This window comes from Rhizobium anhuiense (assembly GCF_003985145.1).
Taxonomy (GTDB): domain Bacteria; phylum Pseudomonadota; class Alphaproteobacteria; order Rhizobiales; family Rhizobiaceae; genus Rhizobium; species Rhizobium anhuiense.
Genome location: NZ_ML133523.1, coordinates 493970 through 511373 on the forward strand (window position 1 = coordinate 493970; position 17404 = coordinate 511373).

General features: G+C 61.5%; 17 protein-coding genes. 8 read left to right on the forward strand and 9 right to left on the reverse strand.

The features are described 5' to 3' along the window. Positions 1-28: 28 nt before the first annotated feature. A complete protein-coding gene (locus EEQ99_RS13030) occupies positions 29-907 on the reverse strand; it encodes a LysR substrate-binding domain-containing protein (protein ID WP_127430568.1) in 879 nt (292 codons plus the stop codon). A gap of 264 nt (positions 908-1171) precedes the next feature. On the opposite strand from EEQ99_RS13030, the gene EEQ99_RS13035 reads away from it, so the two are divergent. From EEQ99_RS13035 to EEQ99_RS13050, 4 genes are all read left to right on the forward strand, one after another. Continuing rightward, entirely contained in the window at positions 1172-1720 is a 549-nt protein-coding gene (locus tag EEQ99_RS13035) for an NUDIX hydrolase (RefSeq protein WP_127430569.1), read from the forward strand. A gap of 62 nt (positions 1721-1782) precedes the next feature. Next, the gene (locus EEQ99_RS13040; protein WP_127430570.1) at positions 1783-3279 is read left to right on the forward strand and encodes an inorganic phosphate transporter; all 1497 of its coding nucleotides are present in this window, start codon (positions 1783-1785) and stop codon (positions 3277-3279) included. Between the two features lie 16 nt (positions 3280-3295). Next, entirely contained in the window at positions 3296-4033 is a 738-nt protein-coding gene (locus EEQ99_RS13045; protein ID WP_127430571.1) for a 16S rRNA (uracil(1498)-N(3))-methyltransferase, read from the forward strand. Between the two features lie 146 nt (positions 4034-4179). Continuing rightward, positions 4180-5553: a glutamate--cysteine ligase gene (locus tag EEQ99_RS13050; RefSeq protein ID WP_028757086.1), complete on the forward strand. Its 1374-nt coding sequence runs from the start codon at positions 4180-4182 to the stop codon at positions 5551-5553. 31 nt (positions 5554-5584) lie between these two features. Here the strand turns inward: EEQ99_RS13050 and EEQ99_RS13055 are convergent, their stop codons facing one another. After that, positions 5585-6469, reverse strand: a complete 885-nt coding sequence (locus EEQ99_RS13055) for a hypothetical protein (protein ID WP_047615307.1) — start codon at positions 6467-6469, stop codon at positions 5585-5587. 230 nt (positions 6470-6699) lie between these two features. Here EEQ99_RS13055 and EEQ99_RS13060 point away from each other — a divergent pair, with 230 nt between their 5' ends. Continuing rightward, positions 6700-7563, forward strand: a complete 864-nt coding sequence (locus EEQ99_RS13060) for a DUF937 domain-containing protein (protein WP_127430572.1) — start codon at positions 6700-6702, stop codon at positions 7561-7563. Positions 7564-7653: 90 nt separating this feature from the next. On the opposite strand, the gene EEQ99_RS13065 is transcribed toward EEQ99_RS13060, so the two are convergent. Continuing rightward, complete coding sequence (locus EEQ99_RS13065) at positions 7654-7953, reverse strand: YjiS-like domain-containing protein (protein WP_028757089.1); 300 nt, start codon at positions 7951-7953, stop codon at positions 7654-7656. A gap of 256 nt (positions 7954-8209) precedes the next feature. On the opposite strand from EEQ99_RS13065, the gene EEQ99_RS13070 reads away from it, so the two are divergent. Continuing rightward, the gene (locus EEQ99_RS13070) at positions 8210-9166 is read left to right on the forward strand and encodes a LysR substrate-binding domain-containing protein (protein WP_003588350.1); all 957 of its coding nucleotides are present in this window, start codon (positions 8210-8212) and stop codon (positions 9164-9166) included. 6 nt (positions 9167-9172) lie between these two features. Here EEQ99_RS13070 and EEQ99_RS13075 read toward each other — a convergent pair whose 3' ends face one another. From EEQ99_RS13075 to EEQ99_RS13085, 3 genes are all read right to left on the reverse strand, one after another. Next, positions 9173-9814 carry a TetR/AcrR family transcriptional regulator gene (locus tag EEQ99_RS13075; protein ID WP_047614404.1) on the reverse strand — a complete coding sequence of 214 codons (642 nt, stop codon included), beginning with the start codon at positions 9812-9814 and terminating at the stop codon, positions 9173-9175. Between the two features lie 202 nt (positions 9815-10016). Further along, positions 10017-10433, reverse strand: a complete 417-nt coding sequence (locus EEQ99_RS13080) for an MAPEG family protein (RefSeq protein ID WP_047614402.1) — start codon at positions 10431-10433, stop codon at positions 10017-10019. Between the two features lie 117 nt (positions 10434-10550). Next, positions 10551-11306: an SDR family oxidoreductase gene (locus EEQ99_RS13085; RefSeq protein ID WP_127430573.1), complete on the reverse strand. Its 756-nt coding sequence runs from the start codon at positions 11304-11306 to the stop codon at positions 10551-10553. A 92-nt stretch (positions 11307-11398) separates the two neighbouring features. On the opposite strand from EEQ99_RS13085, the gene EEQ99_RS13090 reads away from it, so the two are divergent. Next, positions 11399-12316 (forward strand): LysR family transcriptional regulator, encoded by a 918-nt coding sequence (locus EEQ99_RS13090; RefSeq protein WP_028757095.1) that lies wholly within the window; start codon positions 11399-11401, stop codon positions 12314-12316. An 8-nt stretch (positions 12317-12324) separates the two neighbouring features. Here EEQ99_RS13090 and EEQ99_RS13095 read toward each other — a convergent pair whose 3' ends face one another. The 3 genes from EEQ99_RS13095 to EEQ99_RS13105 form a co-directional block, all read right to left on the reverse strand. Beyond that, a complete protein-coding gene (locus EEQ99_RS13095; protein WP_127430574.1) occupies positions 12325-12879 on the reverse strand; it encodes a hypothetical protein in 555 nt (184 codons plus the stop codon). Between the two features lie 2 nt (positions 12880-12881). Beyond that, entirely contained in the window at positions 12882-14366 is a 1485-nt protein-coding gene (gene guaB / locus EEQ99_RS13100) for an IMP dehydrogenase (protein WP_047613763.1), read from the reverse strand. A gap of 302 nt (positions 14367-14668) precedes the next feature. Further along, a complete protein-coding gene (locus EEQ99_RS13105) occupies positions 14669-15661 on the reverse strand; it encodes an MBL fold metallo-hydrolase (protein WP_028757700.1) in 993 nt (330 codons plus the stop codon). Between the two features lie 251 nt (positions 15662-15912). Between EEQ99_RS13105 and EEQ99_RS13110 the strand changes: the two genes are divergently transcribed. Next, on the forward strand, positions 15913-17337 hold the full coding sequence (locus tag EEQ99_RS13110) for a DHA2 family efflux MFS transporter permease subunit (protein ID WP_063476385.1): 1425 nt from the start codon (positions 15913-15915) through the stop codon (positions 17335-17337). Positions 17338-17404 lie beyond the last annotated feature (67 nt).

Genomic DNA, 17404 nt, shown 5'->3' on the forward strand with positions numbered 1-17404 from the left:
CTGGCGAAGGGGCAGAAAATCTGCCCTTTCAGCCCGACGTCCCGCAACGAAGCAGCCAGCCGGACAAAGCCCCAAAGGCCGGCCGTTTCGCATCCGGCGTGCGGCAGCAGAAGCTGTAGCCCGACGGGCGGGAGATGAAGCCGTAGGGCGCCACTAGATGGCGGCGTTCGAGATCGTCTTCGATCGAAGCACGCGGCGCAAGCGCGATGCCAAGCCCTGAGCGGGCAGCCCCCAGCGCCAGCAGCAGATCCTCGAATTCCTGGACGCGGGAAAAGACGACCGGCCGCGTGCCGCTTTCGGCGAACCATTCGTCCCAGAGCTTCGGAACGCTGCGGCTGGCGAGCATCGTCAGTGCACCCATCGCTGCAGGGTCCTTGGATAGTGTCGCGGCGAGCGAAGGTGTGGAGACCGGGCCGAATTCGTCCTCCATGAATCGCAGAGCGGTGATCCCCGGGGCCGGCCGGTATTCACCGCCCATGATCACAGCGTCCAACTCCGGGTGCATCTGCAGCGGTTCGACCACGGTCATCGGCACGATCTCGACCGCCGTATCGCCGACACTTGCCTGCATATCCGCGACGCGCGGCATCAGCCACCAGACCGCGAAGGCGGAGGGCACGCCGAGCCGAATGCGATTCTGCTCGGCGCCTTCGAGCTCCAAAACGGCGCGCTGCAGGATGTCGAAAGCTATGCCCGCTGCGGCGGCGAAAGCGCTCGCCTGCACCGTCGGAACCAGCCGGCGGCCGTCACGCGTGAAGAGCTTGCGGCCGAGGTGATTCTCCAACGTGGCGATCTGCTGACGCACGGCGCCACGCACCACATTCAGCTCTTCGGCAGCTTTCAGAATGCTGCCGTGACGGCAGACGGCCTCGAAGGCGCGGACGGCGTTGAGAGGGGGTAGACGCATGATTACCACATTCGAAAATCATAGTGCATCACTTGATCTTGCCATTGAACGAAAGGCAAGATCACGCCATATTGTACAGCTGTGCAATGTGACGCATTCGAGACAGGGCGTGACGGATTCTCCGAACCTGTCCTACCTCGATTTTCCCTATGAACGACGATCAAATGGCGTTTCGAATCGTCATGCCATTTTGGATTGCGTAAGCTTTCCGTGATATACGTATATGAGTGATTCCTAACGACGACTGTGAAGGTGACCCGACAATTGACTCTTTTCGCCCGACTGGCTTCCGATGTGCAACTGATGTTCCGGCGCCCGCCGCGACAGCAATATGGTGCGCTCTGCTACCGGGTTAAGAAGAAGAGCGGCGAGGTCGAGGTGCTGTTGATGACGAGTCGCGACACCGGCCGCTGGGTCATTCCCAAGGGTTGGCCGATGACGCGCAAATGCGCCCATGAGGTCGCGATGCAGGAGGCCTTCGAGGAAGCCGGCGTGCGCGGCGTGGTCGAGCCGGAGACGCTTGGCGCCTATACCTATCCCAAAGTGCTGCGCGATGGGGTGCAGGTGGTCTGCAAGGTGCAGGTCTATGCGCTCGAAGTCACCAATATGATGAAGAACTTCAAGGAAAAAGGCGAGCGCCGCATCGAATGGGTCTCGTTCGACGAGGCGGCCGGGCGGGTGCGCGAACCGGAGCTCCGTCACCTCTTCCTTGCTTTCAAGAAAAAGATGACCGACAGGCTTTCGGCCAACGCGGCAACGCAAATTTCAACGGACAACCAAATTTCGGCGGCCAAGCAAATTCCGGCGGAATGATTCCTGCCATCTTGCACTGCTAGAAAAGCAGCGTAGAAGCAGATTCATTCTCAGGAACAAGAATGGCGCCACGTCCCGCAGTCCTCACGAAACGCACGCTCGACAAGGACCTCGACAAGATCACCCATGCCGAGGACGTGGCGAAGCATGTTTTGCGGCGGCTGGTGGCGCCCGGTCTCGGACTGATCTTTCTCGGTCTGGCCATGCTTTTTGCCGGCGTCTACGTGTTCGACCGGCCGGGAGCGATGCTGGTGGTGGCGGCGGCGGCGCTTGCCGGCTACATGGCAATGAACATCGGCGCCAATGATGTGACCAACAATGTCGGTGCCGCGGTCGGCGCGCGCGCCATGACGATGGGCCAGGCCCTGGTCATCGCGGCGATTTTTGAGATCCTTGGCGCCACCATCGCCGGCGGCGAGGTCGTCAAGACAATTTCCTCGAACTTAGTCGACGCCGTCCAGGTGCCGCCGGCAATACTCGGCTGGATCATGATGGCGGCACTGATGGCGGCGGCCCTCTGGATCAATCTCGCGACGTGGATGAATGCGCCGGTTTCCACCACCCATGCGATCGTCGGGGCAGTGATCGGAGCCGGCATCTCAGCCGTCGGGCCGGAACCGGTGAACTGGCAGGTGATGCTGGAAATCACTTCGAGCTGGATCACCTCGCCGCTGATCGGGGGTCTGATCGCAGCCGGGCTGCTATATCTCGTCAAGACGCTGATCATCTATAGCGACGATAAGGTCGCGGCGGCCAAGCGCTGGGTGCCGGTGCTGGTCGCGGTGATGGCCGGCGGTTTCATGGCCTATATGGTGCTGCAGCTGTCGCCCACCGGCAAATATCAATCTTACACCATCATCCTCATCGGGATCGGCATCGGGCTGGTGAGCTGGCTTGCCGCCCGGCCGCTCGTTCTCGCCCAGGCGCGGGATCTCGAAAACCGCAACAGCTCGCTGCGGGTGCTGTTCCGGTTGCCGCTGATCGGCTCTGCGGCGCTGCTGTCCTTCGCGCACGGGGCCAACGACGTTTCGAATGCGGTCGGGCCACTGTCGGCGATCGTCCATTCGGTCGGCGTCGGCGGCGACGCCATCGGCCATCCGCCGCTCTGGGTGATGCTGATCGGCGCCTTCGGCATCTCGGTCGGCCTGCTGCTCTTCGGGCCGCGCCTCATCCGCCTTGTCGGCGAGGAGATCACCAAGCTCAATCCGATGCGGGCCTATTGCGTCGCGCTGTCGACCGCCTTCACCGTCATCGTCGCCTCCTGGCTCGGTCTGCCGGTCAGCACCACGCATATCGCCGTCGGCTCGGTCTTCGGCGTCGGATTCTTCCGCGAATGGTACACGCGTCATTCGAAGCGCCGCATCGCCTATATCAGGCGCAAGGCCGAGAGCTTTGATATCGACGAGCCGGAGGAGCCGAACATTCACGAGACGCGGCGGCGCTATCTCGTGCGACGGTCGCATTTCATGACGATCGTCGCTGCCTGGATCGTCACCGTGCCGGTTTCGGGGGCGCTTGCGGCAATGATTTATTGGGCTATGTTCGCGCTCTTCGTGTGAAACCCCGAGTTTTCGAATGCGCGCCAATTTCCGTATGCAACGGCTTTTCGTCGACGCGCCGCTTTCCCGCGGCGCCGTCCTCGAGGCAAATACCGACCAGTTCAACTATCTCGCCAATGTGCTGAGGATGGAGGAAGGGGCGGAGATCCTGCTCTTCAACGGCCGCGACGGCGAGTGGAAGGCGACCCTCACTTTTCCTACGCGCAAACGCATCCTCTTGACGGCAACCGAAGAGACCCGGCCGCAGCCGCAGCCTTGCGACCTGCATTATCTCTTTGCGCCGCTCAAGGTCGGCCGCATGGATTATCTCGTGCAGAAGGCTGTGGAAATGGGAGCCGGCCTGCTGCAGCCGGTCATGACCCAGCACGTCCAGGGCAAGATCACCAATCTCGACAAGCTGCGCGCCAATGTCGTCGAGGCGGCGGAACAATGCGGCATTCTCGGCATCCCCGATGTAACCGAGCCGGTGAGGCTTCTCGACCTGCTCGACCGCTGGCCGAGCGAGCGTCGCATCATCTATTGCGACGAGGGCGACGCCGGGCAGAACCCGCTGCCGGTGCTGTCGGCGATCCGGGAAAAGCATCTTGCTCTGCTCGTCGGGCCGGAAGGCGGCTTTTCGGAAGAGGAACGGGCGCGGCTTCGAAGCCTCGATTTCGTCACCGCCATTCCGCTCGGACCGCGCATCCTCAGGGCCGATACGGCGGCCGTTGCGGCGCTGGCGGTGGTCCAGGCGGCGATCGGCGACTGGAATTAGGGCGAAAACGGGTTGACATAGAAATCGCTGCTATTTTTTTGATGCGTCGTTGAAACAATTTCACTTGCAACATGGGTGGCTTGGGTCCTAATCAGCCTTCCAACTGCCCGGCCCCCTGGGCGCCTTTTTGAATACAGGTATCCCGCATGGCCCGCGACACTACCGACCAGACACCGCTCTCTTCGGTCCAGGATCTGACCGATTACATTGCCGCCGGCAACAAGCCGCGGGAGCGCTTCCGGATCGGCACCGAACACGAGAAGTTCGCCTTCTTCCGCGCCGACAACAGTCCGGTTCCCTATTTCGGCGATGCCAGTATTTCGGCCCTTTTGACCGGCTTGCAGAAGAAAAGCGGCTGGGAGCCGATCACCGACGGCGGCAACATCATCGGCCTTGCCGAGCAGAACGGCATGGGCGCGATCTCGATCGAGCCCGGCGGCCAGTTCGAACTCTCCGGCGCACCGCTGGAGACGATCCACGAGACCTGCAAGGAATCGAACCAGCATCTGGCGACGCTGCGGGAAATCGCCGAGCCGATGGGCATCCGCTTCCTCGGCATCGGCGGCAGTCCGAAATGGACCTATGCGGAAACCCCGCAAATGCCGAAATCACGCTACGAGATCATGACCCGCTATATGCCGAAGGTCGGCACCCAGGGTCTCGACATGATGTACCGCACCTGCACGATCCAGGTGAATCTCGATTTCTCCTCGGAAGCCGACATGCGCAAAAAGATGCGCGTCTCGATGAAGCTGCAGTCACTGGCGACCGCCCTCTTCGCATCTTCGCCCTTCACTGAAGGCAAGCCGAACGGGCTGCTTTCCTGGCGCGGCGATATCTGGCGCGATGTCGATAACCAACGCGCCGGCCTGCTCGACTTCACCTTCCGCGACGATTTCGGCTTCCGCGATTATGCCGAATGGGCGCTCGACGCGCCGATGTATTTCATCGTCCGCGACGGCCACTATCACGACTGTACCCATGTCACCTTCCGCCAGTTCATGAACGGCGCGTTGAAGGGCGAGGTCGCCGATCCGGCGCCGACGATGGGGGACTGGACGAACCATCTTTCGACACTCTTCCCCGACGTGCGGCTGAAGCGTTTCCTGGAAATGCGCGGCGCCGACGGCGGCCCCTGGCGGCGCATCTGTGCGCTGCCGGCCTTCTGGGTCGGCCTGCTCTACGACGATACGGCCCTTGAGGCCGCCGACGAACTGACGAAGGATTGGAGCTTTGCCGAGATCAGCGCCCTGCGCAATGCCGTTCCCGCCGAAGGCTTGAAGGCGCAATTCCGCGGCCATCCGCTCTTCGACATGGCGCGCGAGGTGATCGGCATTTCAAAGGCCGGCCTCAAGGCGCGCGGCAAGCTCAACGGCGAAGGCCAGGACGAGACCATCTTCCTTGCGCCGCTCGACGAAGTGCTCGCCAAGAAAGCAACGCTCGCCGAGGATCTGCTGTCGCTCTATCACGGCCGCTGGAACGGTTCCGTGGAACCCGTCTTCGAGGACTATCAGTACTAAGGCGAGACTGATTCAAGGAATTCAAGTTGGTTCACGGCGCCTTCGCGCGCTTCCTGGCTTCGCGCGATCGTGCCGTACGGCGAGCCGGTCTCAGTTCATCGATCGTCGGCAGCCACCACTCGGCGTCCTCAACCGGAGGAACTTTCGCCGGCCAGGTGCGGACGAGTTCTTCGAGTGTGGGAACCCGCCAATGTCCCCAGACGTGATCTTCGGTTACGCCGGGATAGAAGTCCGCAACGACGTCCGGTTCGACCAGTTCGCCTGAGATGTCGGTAAAGACGACGATTCCATAGGCGGTGGCCACCGGACGTCCGATCGGCGGCAAGTCATCGCTCTGAAGCGGGTAACGATGACGCTTGCGTTCCGCGGAGCGGCGCTTGCTGCGTATATCCAGTTCGGTCCCCTTGCGCTCCTCGGCGCGACGCCGTCTCTCCTCCGGTTCGTTTCTGCGCGCCGCAGCCTCGATATCAGGCCACCGGCGTCGGAGTTCCTCATAGGACCGGAAGGGAACGTGCCATATTCTGAGATCACCGTCCCACCGTGAGAACGGCACCTCGCGCAGTTCGTCAACGACAGTTTTCGAATAGGGTGTGCGAATTCGGAAACCTGCCTTGCCGAATTCGAGATAGGCACTGTCGATCGGATCGAAGACGAAGGCGTCGCGTCCCTTCGCATCGGCGTGGGCGTCGGCTTCGGCCTCCATCTCGGCAAGCCATCGTCCGATGCGGCTGGACGCCGTCCGGCCGGGAACAAACCAGGCCTTGCGGGCATCGCTCCAGCGGGCACGGGGAAAGCGTCTTCGGAATTGCTCGACGGTCATCCTGTCATAGGGAAAGGAAATATCCGCGCCGGGCTTTTCACCGTCTTCACCGGGCGGCGCGTCGTCGTGACCAGCGGGGGATTTCGTCTCGGCCATAGAAGGAAACGCCGGCGCGCAGGGATCGGTTTCGGTGAGGATAGCATATATCCCGACCAACTTGCCGTCGTTGTGGCCGCTTTTGCCTCATCAGCTCCGTTCGTTGGCGCCTCGGCCGCATGCTCCAGCAAAATTCCTCCCTAAGTTCTTATGGCAAAAAGCCGTTTGCACATTACCATTTCCGGATATAGTGACGTGACACGCGTCACGACTCGGGGAAAGGGACCTCCATGCTGCCACTCTTCGACATGATGATGCAGGCGCAGAACGGCGCGGCGATGGAAGCGATCGCCCGGCAGTTCAACCTCGCGCAGGAACAGGCGACGAAGGCGATGGCGGCGCTGATGCCGGCCTTTTCCGCCGGGCTGAAGCGCAGCACCAGCAACCCTTACGATTTCGTCGGGCTGATGCAGGCGGTCTCCTCCGGCAACTATGGGCGATATTTCGAGGATATGAGCCGGGCCTTCACGCCGGAAGGAATTTCCGACGGCAACAACATCCTTGCCCAGCTTTTCGGTTCGAAGGAAGTTTCGCGCGCGGTCGCCGCCCAGGCCGCACAGATGACCGGCATCGGCCAGGATATTTACAAGCGGATGCTGCCGGTGCTGGCCGACACGCTGATGGGCGGGCTCTTCAAGCAGACGACCGGACAGATGGCCTCGCCGGTCAACCCCTTCGTCAACACAGCGATGGGCGAGACCATCCAGAAATGGCTTGAGAGTACCGGCTTCGCGCCGAAGCCGGCCCCGGAGCCCAGCATCTTCGACAATCCCTTCACGCAGGCAATGCAGCAGATGTTTTCGGTGCCGAAGCCTGCGCCAACGCCGACGCCGAACCCCTTCCTCGACAATCCCTTCGCCAAGGCCTTCCAGGAGATGATGGGCGGGCTCGGCCAGCAGCCGGCGGCCCCGACCAAGACCAAGACCAAGACCAAGACGCCGGAGGCGTCGAAGGAAGAGGCGAAGGTCAATGCCGACAGCTATACCCAGATGCTGAACGCCATGTTCGACAGTGGACTGGAAGTGCAGAAGAGCTACCAGAAGAACCTGGAGGCGATCTTCGAAACCTATCGGCCGAAGCCCTCCTCCGAATAAAAAAACCCGGAGATGGCTTGGGAAAGCCTATCACCGGGTCAAGCGGCAGGGCTATTGGCTATCACCCTGCGGGGAAACTCGACGCTCCTACTATTCGTAGGAGCGCAAAAGAGACGACAGGCGCCAGCGATTGCGCGCCGAACGCGTCAGATGTTCCGACGGGTCCTCGAAAAAGGTCGACGCCAGGAACGCGGAGGTCAGATCGGCCCGGGTAAGGCCGATATCCCTCAGCTGCGTGTCGTTCAGATCATGCAGCGCGTTGATCTCCATGCGATTGCGGAACACGCGAAAGAGAGAGGCCAACGGTGCGAGGCCTGCCGCCAGACGCTGGAAAAACGTCGGGGTCGGCTTGCCGCAGTCGAGTTCGAGTGTCCGGTCTGTCATGCGCATTGAACTCTCCTTTCTGTACAGTGCCGCACGTCTTTTAGACGCATGAAGGGCGCTGTAACGTTTTAGATCGGCGCGCAACGCAACCCACCCCTCCCGCGAGGTCGTGCGGGAAGGAGCAAGCTGAATTCCGCTTGGACAGGCAGGGTGTCTGTCCTTCACTTTGCTTTGATTTGCATCCCGAAGATGCCAAAGACCTATTGATCAGTCCAACGAATGTTTCTAATGATTATCATCAGCTATCTTTATGGGTGAAACCATGTCCGCACCTCTTGATCTCGACCAACTGCAGACTTTCATCGCCATCGTCGATTCCGGCAGCTTCACCAAGGCGGCCGACAGGGTCTACAAGACCCAATCGGCCGTCTCCATGCAGATGCGCCGCCTCGAAGAGCGCATTGGCAAGCAGCTGTTCATCAAGGATGGGCGCGGCAACCGGCTGACGGTCGAGGGTGAAAAGCTGCTCAACTATGCCCGGCGCATCATCCGCCTCAACAATGAGGCGATCGCCGCCTTCGACGACAACAGGCTGGAGGGGACGCTGCGGATCGGCACGCCGGACGATTATGCCGACCGCTACATGCCCGAAATCATCGGCCGCTTCGCCAAGACGCATCCGAATGTCGAACTCTACATCGTCTGCGAGCCTTCGGTGGATCTCGCCGAGCGCATGCACAAAGGCGAGCTCGACATCGCCCTCGTCACCCACAATCCGCGCGAGCGCATGTCCGATGTGGTGAGAACCGAGCCGCTCTGCTGGGTGGGCTCGGCCAACCATCCGATCCGCGACGACGCGCCGGTGCCGCTTGCCGTCGGCCGGCGCGACTGCCAGTGGCGCCAGCTCGCCTGCTCGGCGCTCGATGCTGTGGGACGCGAGCACCAGATCCTGTTCACCAGTTGGTCCTGCACCGTCGTTGCCGCTGCCGTGCTTGCCGGCATGGCGGTTTCGGTCATGCCGGAATCGGCATTGCGAACAGGCATGAAAGTACTGAGCCAGGCCGACGGTTTTCCGGCGCTGCCGCCGGTGCAAATCGGCATCATGAAGCGGCCGGGCGTTTCGCTCTCACTGATGAACGCGATCACGGCGCATATCACCGCCTGCCTCGACAACATCACCCCTGCCGTCGTCGACGATACTCTCGAGGCCGATGTCAAATCCGCCCAGGCACGCCTTTATCCGCGGCTGAAGGCCGCCAATATGGTGCCGAGCTGGTAAGCCGACTCAAGCAGCGGCAGGCACGCTCGTGGTGAAAAGGGAGGCGCGGATGACGCGCTTCCATTGGTCGAGCATGCGCCGCGCCAACTCCTTGTCGCTGACGGCGGCAAGCCGGATGACGGCGCCGATCAGGTGGCTGAACAGGTAAGTGCGCGCGTACATATCCTCGTCGCAAAGGTCGGGAGTGAGATCGCGCACGGCGTCATGGAAGATACCGGCGACGCGGCCGCTATGCTCGATGTTCAGCTGCAGCAGATCCTGATCGGTCTCCGTTCCCATCCAGACGCCGAGATAAACGGGATCGTCATGGTAGGAATCGTAATACCAGTCGATGATGGCGCAGACGCGGTCGAGCGCCTGGTCGAGCGACCTGACGTCGGCAAACATCGCCGCCGTCTTCGCCTGGATCGCCGAAGCGTGCTGGTCGAACAGGGCTTTGACGATCGCCGCCTTCTCGGGAAAATACTGGTAAACCGAACCGATCGGCACTTTGGCGGCGACGGCGAGTTCCGTCATCCGCATGGCGCTGACGCCCTTTTCGGCAATGATCCTGGCGGCCGCGGCAAGAATGAGATCCAGCCTCTGGATGCTGCGTTCCTGCTTCGGCTTCCTGCGCAAGCCGATCCGATCCATGCTTTCCGCGCCCATGTCGTTCCCATTTTTATTGTTCGCGGCGGAAGGCATGACATGCAGGGTGTTCATCGGCGGTAAATGGAAATGCTCGCATTTTAACGGTTGGGAAAAGCCCGTGACGATCACGATTCCAGGATGTGATTTTACCCATCGCAACCGGTACCGATACGGTGTCAGCCGCGTGACCGGTCAGTGACGGACGAGGCGCACGCGCGCCTCAGCTCATCGCCATCCATGCGGCGAGCCATACCCACATGGCGGCGAGTATGATGTAACCTGCGGCGAAGATCGGGCTGCGGTAGCGCATATCGTTGCTGGTGACGTGAATGGCGGCATGGGCGTAGCGCAGGGCGACGAAGGCCCAGGCGAGGACGACAGAGATGAGATTGTCGGCCTCGGTGATATAGAGAAGAATTGAGCAGGCGTAGAACAGCACGGGCAGTTCGAACTGATTGGCGAGGCAGTTCTTGACGATGAGGCTTTCGGCCGGCTCGCCGCGATTTTCGCGATAATCCGATTTGGCGATGCTGCCGGCGCGGACCATTTTCGCGCGCCGCATGCCGAGCAGCGCATAAAGACCGTAGACCAGGGTCACATGGGCGAGGAGTGGCCAGAAGATTTGATAGCCGGTCATATGTTGCCGTTTCCTTTCCGCTTCTGCTTCCGCTTTCAACGCGAGCATTAGTCGAAAGACGATCGGGATACCAGCGTCGGCGGCCCGCCATCCAACATTGGGGGCCGCCGGATTTCGTCACACCTGCGCGGCGCCGCCGTCGGCGAAGAGTTCGATACCGGTGACGAAGCTCGAATCGTCGGAAGCGAGGAAGAGTGCGGCGGCAGCGATCTCTTCGGCGCGGCCGACGCGCCCCATTGGCACCTGGGTTGCGAGATAATCGAGCAAGCCCTGCTGTTGCGCCTCATTTTTGCCGGCGAGTTCGACGAGACCAGTTGTCTTTGTAGGACCGGGGCTCAGCGTATTGATACGAATGCCGCGATCCTTGAGATCAAGGATCCAGTTGCGAGCAAAGCTTCGTAACGCGGCCTTCGAGGCGGCGTAAACACTGAAGGCGGGTGTGCCGGTCGAGCCCGCCGTCGATCCCGTCAGGATAACCGATGAGCCCGGACCGAGCAGCGGCAAAGCCTTCTGCACGGTGAAAAGAACACCTTTCACATTTCTGTCGAACGTGTCGTCATACTGCTCTTCGGTAATTTCGCCGAGCGCCAGCATCGAACCACCGCCAGCATTGACGAACAGCACATCTATCCGGCCGGCTTCGGCTTTCACGCGTTCATAGAGCCGATCAAGGTCTGCAAGCTCTGCCGAGTCCGCCTGGATGCCGACAACCTTACCCCCTATTTCCGCAACCGCCGCGTCGAGCATGTCCTTGCGCCGGCCGGTCACGAAAAGCTGGGCGCCTTCGGCGGCGAAACGCTTGGCAGTGGCAAGGCCAATGCCCGATGTCGCGCCGGTAATCACTGCGATCTTTCCACTCAATCTCTGTGTCATTGTCGTCTCCTGTTGTTCGACCGAGACTGAGATATGGACGCGGGAAACGTTTCAAAATAGAAAGAAATGAAAGCTATCGTTACAGGAATGAAATGACGAACTTTCCGGATTTCGAAGGCCTGGCCATGTTCGCCAAGGTGGCCGAAGAGCGTTCTTTCGCTCGCGCCGCTAGGACGCTCGGTGTATCGGTGCCTACCGTTTCGCGGGCCGTCAGCCGGCTGGAGGAGAGACTTGGCGCACGGCTTTTCAACCGCACCTCGCGGCAACTGGCGCTGACCGATTTCGGCTTGCGATTGGTCGACCGTGCCTCGCGGCTCTATGCGGAGGCAGAGGCTGCGGAAAATGCAGCGCGCGAGCTGTCCAGCCGACCGCGAGGGCTTATCCGGCTTGCCGCGCCGATGGCCTTCGGCACACGCTGGCTGGCGCCGATCCTGCCCGATTTTTTCGACCTCTATCCCGATATTTCTATCGACCTGCATATGAGCGACGCCGTCGTCGACCTGGTGGGAGACGGATTCGATGCTGCCCTGAGAATTGCCGTTCTGCCGGATTCCTCATTGGTCGCCCGGAGGCTGGCAGCGGTCGCTCCCTTCATTCTCGCTGCACCTGCGTACCTCGATCGATACGGCACGCCGCGACATCCGCGCGAGCTTAAGGCCGATCATTGTCTAGGATACGCCTATCGGCCGCGCCAGGACGTCTGGCGCTTTCGCAATAAGGCAGGCGAAGAGGAAGTTGTCGTGCCGGCCGGTCCGTTGCGCTCCACCAATTCGCAAGCCTTGATTCCAATGGCGTTGCACGGCCTTGGGGTTGTAGAGCTGCCGGAATTCATGGCGCACGAATATCTCGCCGATGGCAGGTTGAAAGCGATCCTACCCGACTGGACGCTGCCGAGCGGAGCGCTCTATTTCGTCACGCCCTCTGCCCGGGCTCGACCTGCGAAGGTGGAGGTGCTCTCGGATTTCATGGTGGCGCGGCTTTCAAATCCGACGTGGCGGTGGACAGGCTGATGGCACCCTCAATCTTCACGCGGCGCAAGCCAGCGGCCGATGGCAAGCCGGACAATGAGGATGAAGCAGATGGCGAGGCTTGCGAATTTCAGCCGCGTCATCCACGGCAGCAGCTGCGTTGCAAGCGTTGAGGGCGCACCATTACCGAAGGCGATGAGGCTCGAGATGTTCTCGCCATAATCGGCGATGCCGTAGATGAACGGCAGCAGATAAATCGCCCTGCCGACAGGCGGATGCACCGATCGGCCAAACCACGCACCGGCAGGACCGAGCTTGAGGAAGGCGAGGAACAGCAGCGCCGTCAGCAGTGCCGGAAAGATCAGCTCCGGCCCGAAATACATGGCGCGCAGCAACCTGGTCGCCGTCTCGTTCTCATCGAGCAGCTTTTGCATGTGGAAGACCGCCGACTCATCGTAACCGGCGAAATAGGTATCGAGCACCGCCTGCCTGGTTTCGTGCTTGAACGGAACGACGAAACCGAAGGTTGTCCAGGCGAGCACGGCAAGGCAGAGGGCTGCGAGCAGCGCGACGATCCAGAGAGGAATCCCGCTGCCCGCCTTCATGATCAGAGGCCGGCGCCCGGATAGTTCGGGCTCTCGCGGGTGATCGTCACGTCATGGGCATGGCTTTCGCGAAGACCGGCACCGGAGATGCGCACGAAGGTGGCCCGCTCCTGGAAATCCTTGAGGTCCTTGCCGCCGACATAACCCATGGCCGCCTTGAGGCCACCGGCGAGCTGGTGGATGACGCCCGAGACCGGCCCCTTGTAAGGCACCTGGCCCTCAATGCCCTCCGGCACGAGCTTCAGCGTGTCGCGCACCTCGGCCTGGAAGTAGCGGTCGGCCGAGCCGCGGGCCATGGCGCCGACGGAGCCCATGCCGCGATAGGCCTTGAAGGAGCGTCCCTGGTAGAGATAGACCTCGCCCGGGCTCTCATCGGTGCCGGCCAGCAGCGAGCCGATCATGACGGCGGAAGCGCCGGCGGCGATCGCCTTGGCCAGATCGCCGGAGAACTTGATGCCGCCATCGGCGATGACGGGCACGTCCTGATCATTCGCGGCCTGCACCGCCGACATGATGGCGGCGAGCTGCGGCACGCCGACGCCGGCGACGATGCGCGTCGTGCAGATCGAACCCGGACCGATACCGACCTTGACCGCATCCGCTCCGGCATCGATCAGCGCCCTGGTGCCGTCATAAGTGGCGACGTTGCCGGCCATGATGCGCACCGAGTTGGAAAGCTTCTTGACCCGGGTGACGGCATCGAGGACGCGTTGCGAATGACCATGGGCGGTGTCGACGACCAGAAGATCGACGCCGGCCTCGATCAGCCGTTCGGCGCGCTCGAAGCCGTCATCGCCGACGCTGATGGCGGCCGCAGCCCGAAGTCTGCCCTGCGCATCCTTGGAAGCGTTCGGGTTCAACTGCGACTTCTCGATATCCTTGACGGTGATGAGGCCGACGCAGCGGCCTTCGGCATCGACCACCAGCAGCTTCTCGATGCGATGCGAATGCAGCAGGCGCTTGGCCTCCTGCTGATCGACGTTTTCCTTGACGGTGACCAGTTTGTCCTTGGTCATCAGTTCATGGATCTTCTGTTCCTGATCGGTAGCGAAGCGGACGTCGCGGTTGGTCAGGATGCCGACGAGGCGGCCGGACTTCTCCACGACAGGAATGCCGGAAATGCTGTAGGATTTCATCAGCCCGAGTGCATCGGCAAGCGTGGCATCGGGGCCGATCGTCACCGGATTGACGACCATGCCGCTTTCAAACTTCTTCACTTGCCGGACCTGCTCGGCCTGCTCGATCGGCGTCAGGTTGCGGTGAATGACGCCGAGGCCGCCGGCCTGGGCCATGGCGATCGCCAGGCGGCTCTCGGTGACCGTATCCATGGCGGATGAGATGATCGGGATGTTGAGTTCGAAATCCCGAGCGATGCGCGTGGAGATATTCGTCTGGCCGGGCATGACCTCAGAATGTCCCGGCTGCAGCAGCACGTCGTCAAAGGTAAGCGCGTCCGCGCCGGTTGCCGTTTCTATGATGCGTGCCATGGCCAAATTCCTTCATTTAAGAAAAATGCAACCCGGCCCGGAAACGAATCGTCCGCCCCGGCGGTGTGCATGAGTTGCTTGGAAGTTGGCGAGGGCTGGTAACACGTCTATGACAGGAAGGAAATAGCAAAAAGCCCGACGCGTCCGCCGGGCTCGTCATGGGTGCCATGCGTCTAAAGCGCATCGCGATCTTTCAGATTCGCTGCTCGCGCTTCAGAACCTTCTTCCTACGCATTCCCGAGAAAGTCGCTTCGCGTTTTTCCCGGCAAAACCGCTGCGCACTTTGCTGGAATTGCTCCGGATCAGATGTCGAACTGATAGGTCTTCGGCACGAAGCGATAACCGCCATCCTGCCTCTCGACGAAGCCGACCGCCGGGAACGGCATGTGGTAGCCGAGGAAGGCGATCTTGTCGGTCGCGATCATCTCGAAAACCTTGCGGCGCGTAGCCGCCGCCTGCGCCTTGTCCATGTCGAAGCGCACCTCCCAATCCGGCCGCAGCAGCGACAGGATATAATGATTGGCCGTATCGCCGGTCAGCACCAGGCGCTTGCCCTCGGATTCGACGTGGAACACCATGTGCCCCGGCGAGTGGCCGGCCGCCAGCATCGCCGTCATGCCGGGCGCGACGCTATCGCCGTCCTTGATGAAGGTGGTCTTTTCGGCGAGCGGTGCGACATTGGCGAGCACCGCCTTGTGACTGCCTTCGGTCGGCGTGCCCTCGCGTGCCTTGTCCGACCAGAAATCATATTCCGCCTGGCCGACGACATAGCGGGCATTCTTGAAGGCAGCCGTGCCGTTTTCCATCAGGCCGCCGATATGATCGCCGTGCAGATGGGTCAGCGCCACCAGCGTGACGTCGTCGGCCGAATATCCTGCCGCTTTCAGGCCTTCGGTCAGTTGGCCGGCGCCGCGAGCGCGGCCGGCAGCGCCGAAGCCGGTATCGACGAGGATGACATCCGAACCGGTATCGATGAGAGCCGGCGTGTAGAAGCTCATGAACCTGTCGACCGGCAGGAAGTTTGCGGTCAGCAACGCCTGGACCGTTTCGGGGTTCTGATTGGTGCCGAAGGTTTCATAGGGCTTTTCGACGATGCTGGTGCCGTCACGGACCACGGTGAACTTATAGGAACCGAGCTTGAATTGATTGATCTCGGGCAAAAGCGTTCCATCCATATGATTGCTTTCTCCAGTTGCGGCCGCTTCGGCCCTCTCTTTGAAAATTGCCGGCGCCGCGAGCATGCCAAAGCCTGCGGCAAAAAGGGTGCGCCGCTTTATTCCCGATGAAATTGCCATATGTCCATCCTCTTATGACGTGCGATGCGTCACCGCACGGCCCGCGGTGTCGATCCCAGCCGGATTTCTTGCTCCGGCCAAGTAAACATATGTCAATCTTGACTGCCGACGTTGATGCGCAAGTCGTCTCACGCAGACGTGAAGCGAACGCGTCAACGACCCGGATTTGGGGATTGGCACGGCTGGGAACTGGGACTAAACAGCACTGGCCTTCCCAGCTTCAATCCGCTGCCCCATCAAGGCTCCCGCCTATGAATCGTATCGTCCCGCTGATCCTCGCCGTCGCCCTCTTCATGGAACAGATGGATTCGACTGTCATTGCGACGGCGCTGCCGGCGATCGCTAGTGATTTGCATGTCGGGCCGATCACGCTGAAGCTGGCGCTGACCTCCTACATGGTGGCGCTTGCGGTGTTCATCCCGGTGAGCGGCTGGATGGCCGACCGGTTCGGCGCCAAGAAGATCTTCCGGCTTGCCATATCAGTCTTCGTCATCGGCTCGATCTTCTGCGCCATCTCCTCCAACCTCGTCGAATTCGTTTTCGCCCGCTTCCTGCAGGGCATGGGCGGCGCGATGATGACCCCGGTCGGTCGCCTGGTGCTGGTGCGCACGACGAAGCGCAGCGATCTGGTCTCGGCCATGGCGCTGCTCACCATCCCGGCGCTCGTCGGCCCGCTCACCGGACCGCCGCTCGGCGGCTTCATCACCACCTATTTCAGCTGGCACTGGATCTTCCTGATCAACGTGCCGGTCGGCATCATCGGCATCTGGCTGGCGACGATCTTCCTGCCGGAAGTGGAGGCGACGGCGCCGCCGAAGCTGGATTTCACCGGTTTCGTGCTCACCTCGCTTTCGGCCGCGGGCGTCGTCTTCGGCCTGTCGGTGGTGAGCCTGCCGGCCCTGCCCCCGATTATCGGCGTCACCGCCACTCTAATCGGCCTTGCCTGCGGCTTTCTCTATGTGCGCCACGCCAAGCGCCATCCGGCCCCGATCCTCAACCTCAACCTGTTCAAGAACCCGACCTTCCGGGCCTCCACCTTGGGCGGCACGCTGTTTCGCATCTGCGTCGGCGCCATGCCCTTCCTGACGCCGCTGATGCTGCAGCTCGGATTCGGGCTGACGCCGTTCCAATCCGGCCTCATCACCTTTGTGGGAGCCATCGGGGCGATCACCACCAAATTCATGGCGAAGCGCGTCTTCGCCGCCGCCGGCTTCCGCACGACGCTGCTTGCCGCCGCCATGGTGACGACGCTGGTGACTGTCGTCACCGGCCTGTTCACGCCGTCGACACCGCACCTCGTCATCATCGGCGTGCTGCTACTCGGCGGCTTCTCCCGCTCCTTCATGTTCACCGGCGTCAATGCGCTCGCCTTCGCCGACATCAATGATGCCGAAGCCAGCCAGGCGACCTCGATGAGCTCGGTGATGCAGCAGATCAGCCTGGCGCTCGGCGTCGCGGTCGCCGCCGCGATCCTGGAGAGCTCGATCTATATCAGCGGCGAGGAATTGCAGGTCGCCGATTTCCACCTCGCCTTCTACATCATCGCCGGACTGACTGTTATTGCGACCATTCCCTTCATCCGGATGGACCGCAATGCCGGCGCGCTCGTTTCCGGCCACCGCTCGAAGACGATGGCGGTAGCAACTGTTGAAGCCGAGCAGCACGCGGTGAAATAAGGCAGCCTAAAGCGTGTCGCGATCATTCAGATTCGCTTGCCACGCTTTAGATCTTTAGTTTTTCGCA